The sequence below is a fragment of the Enterobacter sp. FB genome, assembly GCF_000805795.1.
Taxonomy (GTDB): Bacteria; Pseudomonadota; Gammaproteobacteria; order Enterobacterales; family Enterobacteriaceae; genus Enterobacter; species Enterobacter roggenkampii.
This window is the reverse complement of record NZ_JSZC01000011.1, coordinates 103,571-124,054: the sequence shown is the minus strand read 5'-3', so window position 1 is coordinate 124,054 and position 20,484 is coordinate 103,571. Positions and strand designations below refer to the sequence as shown.

Below are 20,484 nucleotides of genomic sequence, written 5' to 3'. Positions count from 1 at the left end.
GTAACGCAAAATTGCTGTGTAACTCAGATTCGTTTTATACCGCTTAGTTCCGGCGATAAGTTTATGGAAAAGGTAAAAATTTATTGGCCGTCTTTACAAAACTCCGGGTTATTCCACCGCCATCAGCTTGCGATATTCATCCCAGGCATACAAATCCGTCATGCCGCTGATATAGTCCTGGATAAGACGGCAGCGGTAATAATATTCCATCACCGGCCACTGCGGTGACTGGCGATCCAGCTTGCCAATCGCTTCGACATACGCCAGACGGTGTCGGGTAGAAAGTTTTTGATAAAGTCGTGATTCAATGGGAATACGGCGCACGCGCTCGTGTTCTACCAGCTCGCTGAAATCGTCGACCGACAGCTGGAGCAGCGGAGCATAAATTTCCAGTAACCCACTGATCACCCTATATCCCTGCAGCTCTAACTGTTCGACATCCGGATGGCTGAATACATGCCGCATCGCCACATGTTTATAAAGCTCGAGGAGCTGGCTGAAACTGCTGTCATCTTCCAGCAGGGCGTGGTTGAATTCCCCGCTGAAAATCAGCGGCAAATTATCAATAAAGCGTGACGCCGCGTACGGCACCAGCTTATTTAATGTATTGACCCGCAAATACATAAAGAACTGGTCTTCCGTACTGCGGCTTAATGTATTTGAGCGCGATTTTTCCCAGGCATTTTCGACAACCAGCGCAAACAGCGAGCCTTTTTCATGGGTGCCCCAGGCCGTATAAAGATGCTGATAAAGCTCCTCGACGCTGAAAATTCTTTTCTCAACGGCGTCTTCCAGATCGGCCACGCAATAGGAAATATCATCGGCGGCTTCCATAATCCAGGTCAATGGAAAACGGCCGTTTGGCGTCAATGAAAGTTCTTTACGTAACCGTTCAATATAAGCCTCTTCGGAAAGGTAATAGCCCGGTTTTTTCATTAAATAACTGTGGGACGCGGGCGTCTCCCCCATCCACCACGCGGGGCGCGTATATTTAAGAATGCAGCCGACCTGCGCCCAGGTCAGGTTCATACGCATCAGGGAATGCACCAGCCGGATCCCCTGCGCGTTACCCTCAAAGTGACAGAGGTCCTGGCGCACCTTGCGGCGCAGATCGTTCAGCCCCTCTTCACCTTCACGCAGGCGTAAATCGCGTACGATGCAGCGGTCGTCGCTCAGCGGCTGGCTTACCGCATCCGAAGGGAAAAGCCGTTGCTTAAACCAGTCATTGATAGCCGCCTCTCCAAAGTGACCGAAAGGCGGGTTGCCGATGTCATGCATCAGGCAGGCCATCTCAACGATGCTCTCAAAAGGCCCCGTCAGCTCGTCCAGACCATAGGTTTCCAGTAAGCGCTGCTCTTTGAGACGGCTTAAAATCTCTTTGGCGATGTAGCGCCCGACCTGCTGCACCTCCATGGAGTGGGTTAAGCGCGTGCGCACCGCGGCGTTACGCTCCAGCGGAAAGACCTGGGTCTTTTGCTGCAGACGGCGGATGGCGGGCGAGTTAATGATCCGCCCGCGATCGCTTTCGAAGATACGCAGGATCTCATGTTCGCTCTTGTCGCCCTGCGGCGAACGGAAACGTCGGTGCCAGTTAATTTTGGTGCGAAAATCGATTGGTGACATGTGCTCCCCCGCGTGAGAATGCGTTTCCCCTTAACCGCATGATAGACTATGCATCTTAACAAGGCACATCGCGAGTAAATCTATGAAAATCGGCATTATTGGTGCAATGGAAGAAGAAGTTACGCTTCTGCGTGACAAAATTGAGAACCGTCAGACCCTCTCTCTGGGGGGTTGTGAGATCTATACCGGTCAGCTAAACGGTGTTGACGTGGCTCTGCTGAAATCAGGCATCGGTAAAGTCGCTGCGGCGCTGGGTGCCACCCTGCTGCTTGAGCGCTGCAAGCCGGACGTGATCGTGAATACCGGCTCTGCGGGCGGCCTGGCGCCGACGCTGAAAGTGGGTGACATCGTTGTTTCCGACGAAGCGCGCTATCACGATGCGGACGTCACCGCGTTCGGCTACGAGTACGGCCAGCTTCCGGGCTGCCCGGCAGGGTTTAAAGCGGACGACAAACTGATTGCGGCGGCAGAGACCTGCATTGCGGAGCTCAACCTCAACGCGGTACGCGGTCTGATTGTCAGCGGTGATGCGTTCATCAACGGCTCCGTTGGCCTGGCGAAAATCCGTCATAACTTCCCTCAGGCGGTGGCCGTTGAGATGGAAGCGACCGCGATCGCGCACGTTTGCCATAATTTCAACGTACCGTTTGTAGTGGTTCGCGCCATCTCTGACGTGGCAGATCAGCAGTCCCACATCAGCTTCGACGAGTTCCTGACCGTTGCGGCAAAACAGTCCACCGTGATGGTGGAACGCCTGGTGCAGAACCTGGCACGTGGCTAAACATCCCCTCAGGGCGCTGGCCGCCCTGCTTCTGCTCGCACCGGCGTGGCTTTTTGCCGCGCCGCGTGTGATTACCCTCTCTCCCGCCAATACCGAACTGGCGTTTGCCGCCGGGATCACGCCCGTTGGCGTGAGCAGCTTTTCGGATTATCCCCCTCAGGCGACAGGCATTGAACAGGTGGCAACCTGGCAAGGGATGAACCTTGAGCGCATCGTGGCGCTGAAACCGGATCTCGTGCTGGCCTGGCGCGGCGGAAACGCCGAGCGGCAGGTCAACCAGCTTACCTCCCTTGGCATCAAGGTCATGTGGATTGATGCCGTCAGCATTGAGCAGGTCGCTCAGGCGCTACAGGCCCTGGCACCCTATAGCCCTACGCCCAAAAAAGCCGAGGCTGCAGCGAAACAGATGCTCAGCGACTATGCCGCGCTGAAATCCCGATACGATACCCCTGTTAAAAAGCGCATCTTCCTGCAGTTTGGCAGCCAGCCGCTGTTCACCACCGGAAAAGGGTCGATTCAGAATCAGGTACTGGAAGTCTGTGGCGGTGAAAACATCTTTGCAGCCAGCCGGGTACCGTGGCCTCAGGTAAGCCGTGAGCAGGTTCTGGCGCGCCAGCCACAGGCCATCGTGGTGGTCGGAAATGCGAGCGAAATTCCCAAAATCGAGCAATTCTGGCAAAAGCAGCTAAAAATACCGGTAATACCCCTCAACAGCGACTGGTTTGAACGCGCCAGCCCGCGTATTATCCTCGCCGCAAAACAGCTCTGTGCCGCGCTGGCAGAGAGTCACTAACATAAGACCCTTTTCGAGGATTTAACGATGCTCGTTTATTGGCTGGATATTCTTGGCACAGCCGTTTTTGCTATCTCCGGCGTCCTGCTCGCCGGAAAACTACGCATGGATCCGTTTGGCGTGCTGGTGCTGGGCGTGGTGACCGCCGTGGGCGGCGGGACAATCCGCGATATGGCGCTGGCCAATGGCCCGGTGTTTTGGGTGAAAGATCCAACCGACCTGGTGGTCGCGATGGTCACCTGCCTGTTAACCATTGTGCTGGTTCGCCAGCCCCGACGATTACCAAAATGGATATTGCCGGTACTGGATGCCGTCGGTCTGGCCGTGTTTGTCGGTATTGGCGTCAATAAGGCGTTTAATGCGGGCACCGGTCCGATGGTGGCGATCTGCATGGGCGTATTAACCGGCGTGGGCGGCGGGATCATTCGCGACATTCTGGCACGTGAGGTGCCGATGATCCTGCGTACTGAAATTTACGCAACGGCCTGTATTGCGGGCGGCATTGTCCACGCGACCGCGTATTACACCTTTGCCATTCCGCTGGAAAACGCCGCGATGCTGGGGATGATCGTGACGCTGGCGATACGTTTAGCGGCGATACGCTGGCACCTGAAGCTGCCGACGTTTGCGCTGGATGAAACTTCAAGATAGGCGTCGTTTATAAGCCCGGTGGCGCTTCGCTTACCGGGCCTACAATCCGCATTCAGGCTTAAATGCTGAACGAAGACCCACACCCGCAGGTGCTTGTTGCGTTCGGGTTGGTGACCACAAAGCGTGAACCTTCCAGACCTTCGGTGTAGTCGACAGAACCACCTACCAGATACTGCAGGCTCATCGGGTCAACCACCAGCGCGACGCCCTGTTTCTCAATGGTCATATCGCCATCGTTAACCTGATCGTCAAAAGTAAAACCGTACTGGAAGCCGCTGCAGCCGCCACCGGTAATATAGACACGCAGTTTCAGATCCGGATTGTCTTCGTCGGCAATCAGGGTTTTCACTTTGTTGGCTGCTGCTTCGGTAAATTCCAGCGGCACAGCTACGTCATCACTCATCTTATGCTCCCATGAATACTGCTATTGGGTAAAATTCACCCAATTCTTTTCGTCATTATCTAATACCCTGGTAATTCATTCAAGTATTCTGCGCGGCGGCCCGCTCCGCCTCTTGTTTTGCCAGGGTACGCGCGAGGATGGTGGAGTATAGCGGTTTTCCACCCAGGAACTGGGCTAATAGTGTCGCCCCGAGACAGGTAATGATCATTGGCAAAATGAGCTGGTAATTGTCCGTCATCTCCAGCACCAGCACGATACCGGTCAACGGCGCGCGCAGGGAGGCGGCCAGCAGCGCCCCCATTCCGGCTACCGCAAAGGTCCCTGCATCAAGGTGATAGGCGGGAAAGCCCGCTTCAGCCGCCATACCAAACGCGGTGCCCAACAAGGTTCCCAGCGCCAGCATCGGGGCGAATATCCCGCCGGGCGCGCCGGAGGAAAAACACAATACCGTGGTGATGACGCGGGAGATAAACATAAACAGCAGCAGACCCACGCTGAAGTTCCCCGCCGCCGCAATGGGGATCAGCCCGAAGCCGCCGCCCGCGGCATTTGGCTCGATAAACCCGAGCACACCACAGATTCCGCCAAGCAGGCCGCCCATCAGCACCCATTTAGTCGTATTCCCACCGTGAATACGCTGGAACATATCCTGAGCGCGCAGGATAAAGGTGTTAAACAGCGGTCCCACCACGCCAAAAATCATGCCGAGGATCAGGTAAAGCCACAGGGTGTTAACCGGCGCGTTGGTCAGTTTACCCACCTCAATGACCGCCCCTTCGCCATTAAAGAGGCGAAACACAATGCTCGACATAATGACGCCGGTAAACACCGCTTTAATGGAGATCAGGTTGTAGCGAAACTGCGCGCGCATCTCTTCGATGATAAACAAAATGCCCGCCAGCGGCGCGTTAAAGGCCGCCGATAGCCCCGCCGCCGCACCGGTTGCCAGCAGCGTATGGCGCGCTTCGGCGCTGCGCATCCGAAAGAGATCGCCCACCATGCGGCCGACGTTCCCGCCCAGCTGAACCGTGGGTCCTTCCCGGCCAAGAACCATCCCCGCGCCCAGCGTACCCATGCCGCCGATAAATTTCACCGGAATGACTCGCCACCAGCGCACAGGACGCAGCTCCTCCAGCGCCCCTTCAATTTCCGGGATGCCGGACCCGCCCGCCTCCGGCGCAAATTTACGCACCAGAAAATACCCCACCATGGCAAACAGCGCCGACAGCCCGAACGCCGCAACCCAGACCAGCCATCGGCTGTCGGCGAAACCGGCCACGGTTCCCACTCGCCAGTTGAGCACGGCATTAACCGCTTTTTCAAACGCCACGCCCACCAGACCGGCGAGCGTTCCCACCACGGCAGCGGCCAGCAGGATCGCCAGCGGCGTTTTATCGCGATTGAGCAGCCGTCGAATACTGATTCGATGCTGGGCGCGCGTAAACTGTTGTTCTTCAAAAGACGGAGAATCTGATTTCATGTCCTGTACTTATTCGTCATACAAAAGCCGCGTGGATTTTACCAGAGACTGCCCCACCGTCTCCTGAAAATTACTTAACAAATCTTAAAGCATTACCAGGCTAAAAATTTCATAACCTTCCCCGAATCACTTAGAATAGTGGGCTTAATCATTTTATACGAACCAGGAACGACGCCATGAGCAAGTCTGAAAACCTCTACAGTGCAGCCCGCGAGCTTATTCCGGGTGGCGTGAACTCACCTGTGCGCGCCTTTACCGGCGTGGGCGGCACGCCGCTGTTTATCGAACGTGCTGACGGCGCGTATCTGTATGATGTCGATGGCAAAGCCTATATCGATTATGTCGGCTCCTGGGGCCCGATGGTGCTGGGGCACAACCACCCGGCCATTCGTAACGCCGTGATTGAAGCCGCCCAGCGCGGCCTGAGCTTCGGTGCGCCTACCGAAATGGAAGTCAAGATGGCGGAACTGGTCACCGAGCTGGTTCCGACCATGGACATGGTGCGCATGGTGAACTCCGGTACCGAAGCCACCATGAGCGCCATCCGCCTGGCGCGCGGTTTTACCGGCCGCGATAAAATCATCAAGTTCGAAGGCTGCTACCACGGCCACGCGGACTGCCTGCTGGTGAAAGCGGGTTCCGGCGCGCTGACGCTCGGCCAGCCAAACTCGCCTGGCGTGCCTGCGGATTTCGCGAAGCATACCCTGACCTGCACCTACAACGATCTGAACACCGTTCGCGCGGCGTTCGAGCAGTATCCGCAGGAGATCGCCTGCATCATCGTTGAGCCGGTTGCGGGCAACATGAACTGTATCCCACCGCAGCCTGACTTCCTGCCGGGCCTGCGCGCCCTGTGCGATGAGTTCGGCGCGCTGCTGATCATCGACGAAGTGATGACCGGCTTCCGCGTGGCGCTGGCGGGCGCCCAGTCTTATTACGGCGTGGAGCCGGACCTCACCTGCCTGGGTAAAATCATCGGCGGCGGCATGCCGGTCGGCGCGTTCGGTGGTCGTAAGGACGTCATGGAAGCGCTGGCTCCAACCGGCCCGGTTTACCAGGCGGGCACGCTCTCCGGTAACCCTATCGCCATGGCGGCGGGCTTTGCCTGCCTGACCGAAGTGGCTCAGCCAGGTATTCACGAAACCCTGACCGACCGGACCACGCAGCTAGCAAACGGCCTGCTGGAAGCGGCAGAAGAGGCCGGCATTCCGCTGGTGGTTAACCACGTAGGCGGGATGTTCGGGATTTTCTTCACCGAGGCGAAAACCGTGACCCGCTATCAGGACGTGGTGAAGTGCGACGTTGAACGCTTCAAGCGCTTCTTCCACCTGATGCTGGAAGAAGGCGTCTACCTGGCACCGTCCGCATTCGAGGCGGGCTTTATGTCCGTGGCGCACAGCGAAGAAGATATCAATAACACCATTGACGCGGCGCGTAAGGTGTTTGCCAAGCTCTAAGGGCATTGCCGGGTAGCGCTAACGCTTACCCGGCCTACGGTGTTCTCCCTCTCCCCGTGGGAGAGGGCATCAAGCCGCACCTGACTACCGACTCTGCTTTCTCAACAGATAGATAAAATACGGCGCACCAATAAAGGTCGACAGCAGCCCCGCCGGGATCTGATACGGGAACAGCACCATTCTTCCGCACCAGTCTGCAAACACCAGCATCACCCCGCCCGTGAGGGCCGACATGACAATATGCGGCATCGTCCGGCGGAACCCCATCATTCTGGCGATATGCGGCGCCATTAACCCCACAAAACTCAGCGGGCCAATCGTCATGGTGGCCGTCGCCGTCAGGCACGCGGCGAGCAGCAGCAGCGCTACACGCGCTGGCGTCAGCGCCATGCCCACCGCACGTGCGGTTTCCCCGCCGAGCGGCAGAATAGTGAGCCAGCGTCGGCACAGCGGCACCATCGCCAGCAGCACGACCATCACGATCCCGGACCCGATCGCCTGGCTGCCGGTCGCGCCGTACGTTGAGCCGGATATCCAGGTCAGGATCTTCGCCATACGCGGGTCGCCGCTTGCCTGCAGCATCATCAGCAGCATGGTGAACGCGGTGCTGAGCGCCATCCCCGCCAGCAGCATACGGTGCGGTGAAAACCCGCCGCGACCGGCGGCAATCAGGATAATCAGCAGCGTAACGGCCGCACCGAGACTGCCGGCAGGCATCAGCCAGCCAAACGCATTGCCCGGCACAAAGAACAGCATCAGCACCACGCCAAAGGCGGCGCCAGAGCTGATCCCAAGCACTTCCGGGCTCGCCATCGGGTTGCCGGTCAGACGCTGAATAATGCACCCCGCCACCGCCAGCATTACCCCTGCAATCAGCGCAGCAAAGATACGCGGCCAGCGCCACTGCAGCAGGTCGTTGAGTAAATCGCCCGTTGCCCAGTGCCAGCCCGCGGCATCGCGACCGAATGAGAGCGCCGCGAACGAGACGATAACCAGCACCGCCAGCCCGGCAAGGCTAAACCACAGTACCGACTGACGTTCAGCATGGACTTTATCGCCCGCATCCATCGCCGGTGCGCTCATGCTGCGCAGACGCGGCAGCAGCCAAAGCAGCAGCGGCGCACCGATAAGCGCCGTGACCGAGCCGGTAGAGACTTCCCGCCACACCCGCGCCAGCCAGAGAATAAGCTGATCGGAAAGCCAGAGGATCAGCGCCCCAATCAGCGAGGCCAGCAGCAGACGCGCCAGCAAACGGCGCGCCCCAAGCATTTTCGCCAGCAGCGGCGCAAACAGGCCGATAAACCCGATGATGCCGACCGCGTTCACCAGCAGGGCGCTTAATACAATCGCCAGCGTCAGCGCCGCCAGGCGAGCCAGCGACAGCGCCAGCCCCAGGTTACGCGCCACGCCATCATCCAGTCCCATCAGCGTCAGGGGACGCAGGAGCAGCAGCGTCAGCACAACACCGCCAGCCAGCTGCGGCCACAGGCGCAGCACAACGCTCCAGTCGGTTTGGGTGAGCGTACCGGTACTCCACAGGAACATGCTTTGCAGCCGATCGTGGTGAAACAGCACCAGCAGCTGGTTAATCGCGCCACAGTAGAGGCTCACCACCAGCCCGGCCAGAATGAGCGTCACAGGGGAAAGGCGTTTGCCCCAGGCCACGCCAAAGACCAGCGCGCTCACCACGCACGCCCCCGCGAGTGCCGCAAACTGCGAGGTTAACGCTCCCGGCAGCGCCCACAACGTGGTGATAGTGATCCCAAGCTGTGCGCCGGTCGCGACGCCGAGCGTGGTTGGCTCCGCCAGCGGGTTACGTAACACCTGCTGGAACAGCACGCCCACCAGCCCTAAACCGGCACCGACTAAAAGGGAAATTGCCAGACGCGGCAGCAGGCTGTAGTGGAACAGCATCTGCTGAATATTGTCGATATCCGGCGAGGCCAGCGCGGCTCCCCATTGCGCGCGCGGTAACGCGGCAGAGAGGTTGAACCCGGTTAACGCCAGCGCGGCAAGAAAAATCAGCATCAGCAGAAGCGCCGGGAAACGGGCAATACGCGTACTCATGCTTTACCTCCCAGGGCGTTATCCAGCACGCGGGCAAAATGCATCGCCGACAGCGTCGCGCCGTAGAACCAGACCGCCGGAGCGCGCTGGAAGCGCCGCTCGCGCACAAACGGCATCGCCTGCCAGAGCGGGGTCGCCATCAGGGTTTGCATGTCGCGCTCGTTGCCGTGATCGAAGCACAGCACATCCACATCGCGAAACGCCGCGAGGCGATCGATACCCACAGCGGTACTGCCCCAGAACGTCATCTCCCCTTCCCAGGCGTTGCGAATGCCGAAGCTGTCCAGCACCTCCTGGAACAGGCAGTTTTTACCAAAGACCAGCATATGGCGGGCATCCAGCAGCGTCACCATCAGCAGCGGACGATCGCCCCGGTGAGCAAAACGCGGCTTCAGGGAGTCGATCAGGGCATCAAATTCGTCGAGATGCCGTTTGGCCTCCGCTTCCCGGTTAAGGAAATGCGCCATCTCGCCAATCGAATTTTTCGCTACGGCCAGCGGTTTTTTACCGTCGCTGAAAGCGAATCCGCGCCCGGGCGCAATGCGCGCCATCACCTCTTCTGACGGACCGTAGCCCGCGGACCAGAACAGGAACGAAGGTTTCATCTGGGTGAGCAGCTCGAGGTTTGGCTCCGTACGCAGGCCGACGTCGATCACCGAGTCCGGCAGCTTCGGCTCGTTCACCCAGAGGTTATAGTTGGGAATGTCCGCGACGCCGTAGGGCGTAACGCCGAGCGCCATCATCAGCTCGACCGGCAACCACTCCAGCGCCACTATGCGGTGCGGATCGACGGCGGCGGCACGCGCCGTATTCATTTTTAACAGCAGCGGTGAGAGGGCCATCGCCGTCAGCAGGCGACGGCGGCTAATGCGCATGTTGTCCAGCATCAGTACACGAAGCTCACCGGTGCAGCCCCGGCCGGGTGAGGCAGAATACCCATCGGAATACCATAAATCTGTTCCAGCGTTTCGCTGCGCATCAGCTCGGACGGCGTTCCCTGCGCAATCATTTCGCCACCGCGCAGCGCAACAAGGTAATCGCAGTAGCGTGCCGCCATGTTGATATCATGCAGCACCGCAATCACCGTCAGACCGCGCTGCTGGCTCAAGCGGTGCACCAGCGCCAGAACATCGACCTGATGGGCGATATCAAGTGCGGAGGTGGGTTCGTCGAGGAGCAGGCAGCGGCTGTCCTGGGCCACCAGCATTGCAATCCACGCGCGCTGGCGTTCACCGCCGGACAGGCTATCCACCAGACGGTGCGCCAGCGGCTTAAGCCCGACCAGCGCAATCGCCTCTTCCACTTTCTCTCTGTCGGCCACGCCAAAGCGCCCAAGCGCGCCATGCCACGGATAACGCCCAATCGCCACCAGCTCTCGCACCGTCATCCCCTCCGCCTGCGGCAGCTGCTGCGGCAGATACGCCACTTTGCGGGCAAAGGCTTTACTGCTCCAGCTCTCCAGCGGTTGGTCATCCAGCAGGATGTCGCCTTCTGACGGCGGCTGATGTCGTCCCAGCATCTTGAGCAGCGTGGACTTACCGGAACCGTTGTGACCAATCAGGCCCGTGACTTTACCTGCGGGAAACGTCAAAGAGAGCGGATGCAGCAAGGTGCGCCCGGGTACGCGAAAGGAGAGATGGTTGAGCGTAAAGGTGGTGTCGGGTTGCGTTTGATTATCCTGCATATCAGCCAACTTAAATAAAAAGGGCACGGCGAACCGTGCCCGAAGAGAGATTAGAAGCGGAAGGTCGCGGTAGCAACAACCTGACGTCCTGCTCCCCAGTAGCAGGCATATTCGCTGTAGCAGCTGGAGACGTATTCGCGATCGAAGATGTTGTTCACGTTGACGCCGACAGAAGAGCCGGGAAGTCCAAAGCGTGCCAGATCGTATTTCACGGTGGCATCCGCCAGGGCATAGCCCGCGACGTTGAATGACTGGTAGGCTTTTGGCGACGAGGCAGAGTAATAGGACACGGTGTTACCAATGTAACGGGTGCCAGCCCCTACCGTCAGACCGCTCAACGCCGTCTCGTGGAAGGTATAATCTGCCCACAGAGATGCCATATTGCGCGGCACTTCCGCCGGACGACGGCCTTCATACCAGGTATCGTGTGTGTATTTCGCATCAGTAAAGCTATAGGAAGCCGTCACGTTCACGTTGGCAGAGACGGCAGCTTTCGCTTCCAGTTCGAAACCGCGAGAGCGAATTTCACCGCCCTGCACGCTAAAGCCGCTGGTTGGGTTCGCCGGATCGGCCGTCAGGTTGTTGTTTTTGGTTAACTGATAAACAGCAGCCGTGACCACAACAGGCAGATCTTTCGGTACGTACTTCACGCCCGCTTCATACTGCTTGCCGCGTGCAGGATCGAACGGTTTGCCGCCCTGAGTGGTACCCGAAATCGGTTCGAACGATTCGCTATAGCTGAAATAAGGCGTGATGCCGTTGTCGAACAGGTAGTTAATCCCGCCGCGCCACGTGAATGCCTGATCGTTGATTTCCGCGGTAGTACCGGTTGTACGCGTCAGTGCTGAGGTTTTCGCAAAGTCATAGCGGCCACCCATTGTGAGTACCCACTTATCCCATTCAGCCTGATCCTGCGCATAAAGGCCGGTTTGTTCCTGACGGTTGAGCACTTTGTAAAGGTAGTAAACGTCGACATTTGGATTGCCGTACGCAGGCTTCGTCATACTGATGGGATCGGCCGTGCCGTAGTCAGCATCAATATCATTACGCATGCGGAGGTAATCAACGCCCGTCAACAGGGTATGATCCACTGCACCCGTCGCGAATTTGGACTGAAGCTGAGTATCAACGGTAAACGAGTTGAGGTCCTCATCGGAGCGCACATACGCGCGGCTGATCTGAGCCGGTGCAATATAGCCGTTACCGTAGACGGAACGGTAAAGCGTATTGATTTTGGTGTAACGCAGGTTTTGACGCACGGTAAAGGTGTCATCAAACTGATGCGAGAAGCTGTAACCCACCATTTTCTGACGACGGGAGATCTTGTTATCTTCTTCACCTTCGTTGAAATCGGTCGGCAGCTTGTGTGCTTTGCCGTTGGCATCGTAGTAAGGCACAACGGTACCTTCCCGCGGCAGCCAGCCGTAATAGCCTGCATCCGGATCGCTCTGGAAGTTGCTCAGGAAAGTAAAATCGGTTTTATCGTCAGGACGCCAGCTGAAAGCAGGTGCAATGGCGTAGCGGGAAGATTTCACCATCTCCTGCTGCGCATTTTCGCTGCGCCCCAGACCGGTCAGACGGTATGACCACACGCCGTCATCATCAATCGCATCGCTGAAATCAAACCCGGTCTGCCACAGGTTATCGGTACCCATTTTGAACTGAATTTCTTTCAGTGGCTCGGTGGTTGGGCGCTTGCTGACCATGCTGACCACGCCGCCCGGGTGGCTTTTACCGTACAGAACGGACGTTGGGCCACGCAGCAGCTCGACGCGCTCAAGGAAATACGGATCCATGGACGCTTCAGAATAGTTATCTCCCTGCAGCTTCATCCCGTCCAGATACTGGTTAGTATTCACGGTACTGGAAGTGGTGAACCCACGAATAGAAACAACATCATACGTTGTAGACGCCCCGCGTGTTGCGAACACGCTCGGCGTATAGGCCAGCGCCTGTTTAACCGTCCCCGGCTGCTTCATGTCCATCTCTTCACGGGTGACGACAGAAATAGACTGCGGGGTTTTCTCAATCGGGGTATCGGTCTTGGTCGCGGTGGCCGTGCGTTTAGCCGCAATCGTGGGTGCCGGTCCCCAGGCACTTTCCTGTGCCGCAGGTGCTGCGGTTACCGTAATGGTTTCTTCTTTTTTCGGGGTTTCGGCAGCATGTGTATATGCCGACATGCCGGCAACCGCTGTGGCGACGACGACCGCGATTTTACGCAGCGACGTATTGATTGGCTGAGCAGTATTGGAAAGCGCCATGGTGTATCTCTGATGGAAAAGTGAATGATAACGTAAACGAGAATTATTATTATGACCGCAGCATAATAGGCGAAACGCTGACTGCATAGCAAGCAGTAAGCGGCCCTACGAGAATTAAGGGTTTAAGAAATAACCAGGAGAGAACGAAGGGTTAATCAATATTAAAAAGAGGGTTAAAAAAAGGGGGGGAATGGGTAAAAAAATCCCCCCTTGCGGGGGGACCTCACGCGGTTAGTTACCGCCGAACATATCTTTAATCCAGCCTGCGACACCATCGCTGTCTTTCTTCTCGTTCTGCTGCTGCGGCTGTTGCTGCTGCGGCTGCTGTGGCTGAGAAGACTGCTCGAACGGGTTACCCGTTGGCTGTTCTGGCTGGCTTTGCTGGCACAGGGAATCCGGGTTGGTTGTCCAGACCGGCAGAGTACGCATTCCGCCGCCGCAGACGAAGTTACCGGAGCTGTCCACGCCCATATCGACGATATCTTCCGGCGCAACCAGGTTCAGCGGCACCGGGGACTGATTCGCCAGATAGCGCTGGTAAATCGACATCGCCCCGCTCGCGCCGTACAGCTTGGTCGGCTGGTTGTTGTCGCGGCCTACCCAGGTGATCACCACTTCACGACCATCAATACCGGCAAACCAGGTATCAACGTTGTTGTTGGTGGTCCCGGTTTTACCCGCCAGATGCAGGCCCGGATACTTCGCCCCCAGCTGACGGCCGGTACCGCGCTGCACCACCTGCTGCATCGTCCACAGCGTCATATAGGCCGCCTGCGCAGGAACGGCACGTTCCGCCTGCGGGAAGCTCTGATACAGCACGGAGCCATCTTCGGCAATCACCGAACGCAGGGCGGAGAGCGGCGCGCGGTTACCGCCGCTGGCGATCGTCTGGAACGCCTGCGCCACTTCGATCGGCGTCAGGTTGAGCGCACCCAGGATCATCGCCGGTACCGGGTGCAGCTGATCTTTCGCCACGCCCAGCTTCTGCCAGGTATCGACAATCGCTGGCAGACCCAGCGACATGCCCAGGTTCACCGTCGGCACGTTCATGGAGCGCGTCAACGCATCCACCAGCATCACCTGACCGCTAAACTGCTTGTCGTCGTTCTGCGGTGACCACACCTGGCCGTTAGGCTGGCGCAGGGAGATCGGCGCATCCGCAATCCAGGTATTGAGACGATACTGGTTTGGCTGACTCAGGGCAGTGAGATAGGTTGCCGGTTTTGCCAGAGAGCCGATCGAGCGACGCGCCTGCATGGCACGGTTATAGCCAGCAAACTGCGGCTCGGCACCGCCCACCATCGCACGAACTTCGCCGGAGTTACGGTCAACCACCACCATCGCGGTTTCAAGATCGGAGAGCTTACGCTGTTTCTTCAGCGCCGGAATGCCTTCCACCGCCGCTTTTTCTGCCGCATCCTGCGCCACGGAGTCAAAGGTCGTAAAGATCTTCACGCCGGAGAGATCTTTCACCTTATCGCCAAGCTTGCTCTGCAGCTCCTGACGCACCAGCTGCATAAACGCAGGCTGAGGCGAGATCACCCCACCGCGCGGCTGCACGCCAAGCGGACGTGCGCTCAGCATGTCGTACAGCTCCTGGTCAATCACCTGCTGCTGTTGCAGCAGACGCAGCACCAGGTTACGACGCTCAAGGGCCAGTTTCGGGTTACGCCAGGGGTTATAGATGGACGCCCCTTTCACCATGCCCACCAGCAGCGCCTGCTGATCCAGGCTCAGCTCTTCGACCGGACGCCCAAAGTAGTACAGGCTCGCCAGCGGGAAGCCGCGGATTTCGTTATCGCCGCTCTGACCGAGGTACACCTCGTTCATATACAGCTCAAGGATACGATCCTTGCTGTAGCGCGCGTCCATCAGCACGGCCATGTAGGCTTCGTTCGCTTTACGCCAGTAAGATCGTTCGCTGGAGAGGAAGAGGTTCTTCACCAGCTGCTGAGTCAGCGTACTCGCTCCCTGCACGGTACGACCCGCCGTCAGGTTAGCCAGCACCGCACGACCAATCGAGTAGAGGCTGATGCCGTCGTGCTCGTAGAAGTGACGGTCTTCGGTCGCCAGCAGCGTATCGACCAGCAGATCCGGGAAGCCGTTACGCGCCACGAACAGACGCTGCTCGCCGTTTGCCGATGAAAGCATGGTGATCAGACGCGGATCGAGACGGAAGAAACCGAACTGGCGGTTGTTATCCATGTTCTCGATGGTATCCAGACGATCCCCGTCAAAGGTCAGACGCGCGCGCACCTGACCCTCTTTGCTGTCCGGGAAATCAAACGGACGACGGATCATCTCAATGCTGTTCGCCTGCACGGTAAATTCGCCAGGGCGCGTCATTTTTGACACCTGACGATACTGGGTGGCTTCCAGCAGTTTAACCATTTCGTTTTTCGTGATGGACATATCTGGCTCAAGGTTCACCATACGGCCATACACTGCCGCAGGTAACTGCCAGACTTTACCGTCGATACGGCTGCGGATCTTCTGATCCAGATACACGCCGTAAATTGCCATCAGCACAACAAAAACAATAAAGAGCTTCAGCAGCAGCCAGAACCAGCCGCGTTTGCGCCGAGGCTTGCGCCCTTTGCCTTTCCCTTTACGCGGCATCGGTTCTTCATCCTCATCATCGTCTTCATAGTCATCGTCATAGTCCTCATCTCTGAGGCGACGACGGCTTACTTTTTCTTTCGCCGGACGCGTTGGTTTTCCCTTACGTCCTATTGGCTCGCGGTCATTCCCCGCCATGCTTTTTCTCCGCAACTTTCAGGCGCAAAGGCCAGATTTTCTTTTCTTTCACAGGCCTGTGAAAGAAGAAATCTCTCAAAATTAGTTCTCCCTCTCCCTGTGGGAGAGGGCCGGGGTGAGGGCATCAGGCCACACATCCCTTTCAGGAATATTTCTTCGTCCGCTTCGTCGGCGCCGTATTCGCCGGATCGTCCGGCCAGACGTGTTTGGGGTACCGCCCCTTCATCTCTTTCTGCACGTCACGGTAGCTCCCCGCCCAGAACGCCCCTAAATCTCGGGTGATCTGCAAGGGGCGATGCGCAGGCGACAGCAGTTCAAGCACCAACGGCACGCGTCCTTCAGCGATAGACGGCGTGGTTGCTTCACCAAACATCTCCTGCATCCGAACCGCCAGCGCCGGCGGATTATCCTCATGATAACGGATGGCAATCCGGCTTCCGGTCGGCACAGTGTAATGCCCTGGCAGTTCACTATCCAGACGTTGACGCAATGACCAGTCCAGTAAATTCTGTAACGCAGTCTTAACATCAAGCGCTTTAAGGGCGCGCAGAGAGTGCACGCCGCTCATCTGCGGCAGTAGCCAGCGTTCAAGCGTAGCCAGCAGCGTCTCGTCATCCATCGCTGGCCAGCCATGTTCCGGTAGCCACTTTGCGGCGCAGTGCAGGCGAATGCGGTACTGTTCCGCCTCCGGCGTCCAGTTCAGCACGCTCAGCCCTTTTTCCCGAATGCCGTTCAGCATAGCCTGATGAAGCTCGTCTTCCGACGGCTTCGCCAGCGGCTTCGTCCCGAGCGTCAGTTTCCCAATCTGGCTACGACGAAACGCCTTCAGCGTGCCCTGCGCATCATCCCACTCGACGATGTCCGATTGCTTAAGCAACTGCGGACAGCTACGGGTCAGGGCGTCAATATCGACGGCAATCGCCTGCAGGATACGCGCGTCGGGGGAGTTGCTCCCCTGCAGCAGGAGCGGCGCAATCAGCCACTCATGACGCGTCAGGGCGTCATCGCTGTCCAGCATCGCCCCCATGCCGTTTGCCAGCTGATAGCGGCCGTCCAGCCCGCGCCGACGCGCAATTCGATCCGGAAACGCCTGCGCTAACAGCCGGGAAATCCTCTCGCTGTCTGGCACGCCGCCGCGGCTGTTAAGCCGTTTGCACAGCTGCTGCGCCCGCTGCTGCCAGTTCCCCTGATTGCGTGAAAACGCCTGCCCCAGATCGCTGCTGCCACCGCGCGGCGGCTCCTCAAGGATAGCCGCCAGTTTTGCCGCCGTGGCAATTTCATCATCCCCTTGCGCGGCCACAAGCATCACGGCCAGACGCGGATCGTTGCCCAGCGCCGCCATTTTCTGGCCGCGTACCGTCAGACGTTCGCCCTCCAGCGCGCCAAGCTCAGTTAACAGACTGCGCGCAGCGGTGAGGTTAACGACAGGGGGAGAATCAAGCCAGGTAAGCTGTCCAGGATCCGGACAGCCCCACTGCAGCAGATCCATCACCAGGCCCGACAAATCACTTTGTAAAATTTCCGGCGTGCTTTGCTGCGCCGCGCGTTCAGCCTGCTCTGCGCTGGTCAAATGCAGGCAAATACCCGGCTCGAGACGCCCCGCGCGGCCCGCGCGCTGCACCATTGACGCCTGGCTGATGCGCTGCGTCAGGAGTTTAGTCAACCCGGTGCGCGGATCAAAGCTTGCCACCCTCTCCTGCGCGCTATCGACCACCAGACGAATACCTTCAATGGTCAAACTGGTTTCAGCGATGTTGGTTGCCAGCACCACCTTGCGCTGCCCCACCGGGGCAGGAAGGATAGCTTTACGCTGCTCCTGGAGCGACAGCGCGCCGTAGAGCGGGCACAGCAGTACATCACCGCCTACGCGAGAGGAAAGCTGCTCCTGCACGCGCTGGATCTCACCGACACCCGGCAAAAACAGCAGCAGGGAACCGGGTTCCTGGCGCAGCAGTTCAGCGGTGGCAATGGCGACCGCCTCGTCAAAACGCAGGTGGGAGGGAAGCGGTTGATAGCGGCGTTCAACAGGAAACGCCCGCCCTTCAGAGCTGATGACCGGCGCATCAGGTAGCGCCTGCCGTAGCCGCACATTGTCCAGCGTCGCCGACATTATCAGCAGCCGGAGATCGTCACGCAGTCCCTGCTGAACGTCCAGCAACAGCGCAAGGGCCAGATCCGCCTGCAGGCTGCGCTCGTGGAATTCATCCAGGATCACCAGCCCGATGCCGGTCAGCTCCGGATCGTTTTGCAGCATGCGGGTGAGAATGCCCTCGGTGACCACCTCAAGGCGCGTGGTCGGGCCCACGCAGGTCTCAGCGCGCATCCTGTAACCTACCGTTTCGCCGGGTTTTTCATTCAGCAGTTCCGCCAGGCGCTGCGCCACGTTGCGCGCGGCCAGCCTGCGCGGCTCCAGCAGGATAATTTTCCCGCTGATGTTCCCGTCTTTCAGAATTTGCAGCGGTAGCCAGGTGGACTTACCCGCCCCCGTCGGGGCATTCAGCAAAACCTGCGGGGCATGGCGTAAGGCAGCGAGAAGGTCAGGAAGAACGACGGCGACCGGCAATGAGGACACTAACAGCTCCAGAGGGTTAACATTAGTCGGCGTACATTGTAGCATCGGCGCATATCATTACCGAGTCCTCCGTATGCCTGAGTCGAAACGGCTGTTTTTTGCCATTGAATTGCCCACAACACTACAGCGTCAAATTGTTCGCTGGCGCGCCGATCGCTTCCCGCCGGAAGCCGGTCGCCCGGTCGCGGCGGCTAACCTGCACCTGACGCTGGCCTTTTTGGGCGACGTCAGTGCCGAAAAACAGCGGGCGTTAGCCGCACTGGCCGGGCGTATTGTCCAGCCGGAATTTACGCTACATCTCGACGACGCGGGTCAGTGGCTGCGTTCACGCGTGGTCTGGCTGGGGACGCGCCAGCCTCCGCGCGGATTATTACAGTTGGCGAACATGCTGCGCGCGCAGGCGGCGCGCAGCGGCTGTTATCAAAGCCCACAGCCGTTTCATCCGCACATCACCCTGCTGCGCGATGCCGGTCAGGCCGTTGCCATCCCGCCGCCGGGTTTTCACTGGGCCTTTCCGGTCAACACATTCGCGCTTTATGAATCCGTCTTTGCACAGGGACGCACCCGCTATACGCCGCTACAGCGCTGGACGCTGGGCAACACCGAAAGGAACTCTGATGAAGTTTAGTCCTCCCCTGCAGCACGCTACGCTTATCCAACGCTACAAACGCTTCCTCGCCGATGTGATCACGCCTGAAGGTGAACCGCTCACCCTGCACTGCCCCAATACCGGTGCCATGACGGGATGCGCGACGCCGGGTGACAGGGTCTGGTATTCCACATCAGAAAATACTAAACGCAAATATGCCCATACCTGGGAAATGACCGAAACCCAGAACGGGGCATTTATTTGCGTTAATACCCTGCGCGCCAATCAACTGGTTAAGGAAGCGCTGACTCATGGCGTAATTCCCGAACTGGTCGGTTATGGCACGCATAAAAGCGAAGTGAAATATGGCGATGAAGGCAGCAGAATTGACTTCATGTTACAGGCGGAAGACAGGCCGGAGTGCTATATTGAAGTGAAATCAGTGACGTTAGCGGAACAGGAAAATGGCTACTTCCCGGATGCGGTAACGCTACGTGGCCAGAAGCATCTGCGAGAGCTAATGAGTGTTGCGGCGGCGGGCAAACGCGCCGTATTGCTGTTTGCAGTGTTGCATTCAGCCATTGAACGTTTCTCCCCTGCCCGCCATATTGATCCTAAATACGCGCAATTGTTGAATGAGGCACAAAAGCAGGGGGTAGAGGTTTTCGCTTATAAAGCGGAACTTTCTGCCGATAATATGACTCTGAGATCCTCTCTTCCCATTGTCTTATAAGGGATTAGACGATTGACGATTAAGTGTTCTGGCCGCGTGCGCAAATACGCTTTTCCTCACAGGCTTGTCAAGTGTTACGTTTAGATAATTGCCATACGGAAAAGCATCTGCTATTTATAGCGACCTGATTTTTCCCCCAACACGGGGATCGATAGTGCGTGTTAAGGAGAAGCAACATGCAAGAAGGGCAAAACCGTAAAACATCGTCCCTGAGTATTCTCGCCATCGCTGGGGTGGAGCCGTATCAAGAGAAACCGGGCGAAGAGTATATGAACGAAGCCCAGCTGTCGCACTTCAAGCGTATTCTTGAAGCATGGCGTAATCAACTCAGGGATGAAGTCGATCGCACCGTTACTCATATGCAGGATGAAGCTGCTAACTTCCCGGATCCGGTAGACCGTGCCGCTCAGGAAGAAGAGTTCAGCCTCGAACTGCGTAACCGTGACCGCGAACGCAAACTGATCAAAAAGATCGAGAAAACGCTGAAAAAAGTCGAAGACGAAGATTTTGGCTACTGCGAATCCTGCGGTGTTGAAATTGGCATTCGTCGCCTGGAAGCGCGTCCAACCGCCGATCTGTGCATCGACTGCAAAACGCTGGCCGAAATCCGCGAAAAACAGATGGCCGGTTAAC

Annotated in this window: 16 protein-coding genes; 7 read left to right on the top strand and 9 right to left on the bottom strand. The window is 58.0% G+C overall.

Annotated features, from left to right (window positions below; translation table 11 throughout):
• Nucleotides 1–108 precede the first annotated feature (108 nt).
• Entirely contained in the window at nt 109–1,623 is a 1,515-nt protein-coding gene (gene dgt, locus PI91_RS06525) for a dGTPase (protein WP_039265704.1), read from the bottom strand.
• An 82-nt stretch (nt 1,624–1,705) separates the two neighbouring features.
• On the opposite strand from dgt, the gene mtnN reads away from it, so the two are divergent.
• Genes mtnN through PI91_RS06510 form a run of 3 tightly spaced genes read left to right on the top strand, consistent with a single transcriptional unit; the run spans nt 1,706 to nt 3,848 of the window.
• Nucleotides 1,706–2,404, top strand: coding sequence for a 5'-methylthioadenosine/S-adenosylhomocysteine nucleosidase (mtnN, locus tag PI91_RS06520; protein WP_008501920.1), 699 nt, complete (start codon nt 1,706–1,708; stop codon nt 2,402–2,404).
• Complete coding sequence (gene btuF / locus PI91_RS06515; protein WP_039265702.1) at nt 2,397–3,197, top strand: vitamin B12 ABC transporter substrate-binding protein BtuF; 801 nt, start codon at nt 2,397–2,399, stop codon at nt 3,195–3,197. The genes mtnN and btuF overlap by 8 nt, the downstream gene beginning before the upstream one ends.
• Before the next feature lie 27 nt (nt 3,198–3,224).
• The gene (locus tag PI91_RS06510) at nt 3,225–3,848 is read left to right on the top strand and encodes a TRIC cation channel family protein (protein ID WP_008501922.1); all 624 of its coding nucleotides are present in this window, start codon (nt 3,225–3,227) and stop codon (nt 3,846–3,848) included.
• A 58-nt stretch (nt 3,849–3,906) separates the two neighbouring features.
• Here the strand turns inward: PI91_RS06510 and erpA are convergent, their stop codons facing one another.
• On the bottom strand, nt 3,907–4,251 hold the full coding sequence (erpA, locus tag PI91_RS06505; protein WP_008501923.1) for an iron-sulfur cluster insertion protein ErpA: 345 nt from the start codon (nt 4,249–4,251) through the stop codon (nt 3,907–3,909).
• Nucleotides 4,252–4,330: 79 nt separating this feature from the next.
• Nucleotides 4,331–5,731: a H(+)/Cl(-) exchange transporter ClcA gene (gene clcA, locus PI91_RS06500; protein WP_021240492.1), complete on the bottom strand. Its 1,401-nt coding sequence runs from the start codon at nt 5,729–5,731 to the stop codon at nt 4,331–4,333.
• Nucleotides 5,732–5,907: 176 nt separating this feature from the next.
• Here clcA and hemL point away from each other — a divergent pair, with 176 nt between their 5' ends.
• A complete protein-coding gene (gene hemL, locus PI91_RS06495) occupies nt 5,908–7,188 on the top strand; it encodes a glutamate-1-semialdehyde 2,1-aminomutase (protein WP_008501925.1) in 1,281 nt (426 codons plus the stop codon).
• Nucleotides 7,189–7,272: 84 nt separating this feature from the next.
• On the opposite strand, the gene fhuB is transcribed toward hemL, so the two are convergent.
• The 6 genes from fhuB to hrpB form a co-directional block, all read right to left on the bottom strand.
• Nucleotides 7,273–9,255, bottom strand: a complete 1,983-nt coding sequence (gene fhuB / locus PI91_RS06490) for a Fe(3+)-hydroxamate ABC transporter permease FhuB (RefSeq protein ID WP_039265701.1) — start codon at nt 9,253–9,255, stop codon at nt 7,273–7,275.
• On the bottom strand, nt 9,252–10,142 hold the full coding sequence (gene fhuD / locus PI91_RS06485) for a Fe(3+)-hydroxamate ABC transporter substrate-binding protein FhuD (protein ID WP_023293241.1): 891 nt from the start codon (nt 10,140–10,142) through the stop codon (nt 9,252–9,254). Before fhuD ends, fhuB begins: the two co-directional genes overlap by 4 nt.
• Nucleotides 10,142–10,939, bottom strand: a complete 798-nt coding sequence (gene fhuC, locus PI91_RS06480) for a Fe3+-hydroxamate ABC transporter ATP-binding protein FhuC (RefSeq protein ID WP_008501928.1) — start codon at nt 10,937–10,939, stop codon at nt 10,142–10,144. The genes fhuD and fhuC overlap by 1 nt, the downstream gene beginning before the upstream one ends.
• 50 nt (nt 10,940–10,989) lie before the next feature.
• Nucleotides 10,990–13,200 carry a ferrichrome porin FhuA gene (gene fhuA / locus PI91_RS06475; protein ID WP_021240495.1) on the bottom strand — a complete coding sequence of 737 codons (2,211 nt, stop codon included), beginning with the start codon at nt 13,198–13,200 and terminating at the stop codon, nt 10,990–10,992.
• 231 nt (nt 13,201–13,431) lie between these two features.
• The gene (mrcB, locus tag PI91_RS06470) at nt 13,432–15,957 is read right to left on the bottom strand and encodes a bifunctional glycosyl transferase/transpeptidase (RefSeq protein WP_039265700.1); all 2,526 of its coding nucleotides are present in this window, start codon (nt 15,955–15,957) and stop codon (nt 13,432–13,434) included.
• 142 nt (nt 15,958–16,099) lie between these two features.
• On the bottom strand, nt 16,100–18,529 hold the full coding sequence (gene hrpB / locus PI91_RS06465; protein ID WP_039265699.1) for an ATP-dependent helicase HrpB: 2,430 nt from the start codon (nt 18,527–18,529) through the stop codon (nt 16,100–16,102).
• Nucleotides 18,530–18,602: 73 nt separating this feature from the next.
• Between hrpB and thpR the strand changes: the two genes are divergently transcribed.
• The 3 genes from thpR (at nt 18,603) to dksA (ending at nt 20,483) form a co-directional block, all read left to right on the top strand.
• Complete coding sequence (gene thpR / locus PI91_RS06460; RefSeq protein ID WP_039265698.1) at nt 18,603–19,157, top strand: RNA 2',3'-cyclic phosphodiesterase; 555 nt, start codon at nt 18,603–18,605, stop codon at nt 19,155–19,157.
• Nucleotides 19,147–19,851, top strand: a complete 705-nt coding sequence (gene sfsA / locus PI91_RS06455; protein WP_039265695.1) for a DNA/RNA nuclease SfsA — start codon at nt 19,147–19,149, stop codon at nt 19,849–19,851. Before thpR ends, sfsA begins: the two co-directional genes overlap by 11 nt.
• Nucleotides 19,852–20,027: 176 nt before the next feature.
• Entirely contained in the window at nt 20,028–20,483 is a 456-nt protein-coding gene (dksA, locus tag PI91_RS06450; protein ID WP_001155232.1) for an RNA polymerase-binding protein DksA, read from the top strand.
• Nucleotide 20,484: the final 1 nt, after the last annotated feature.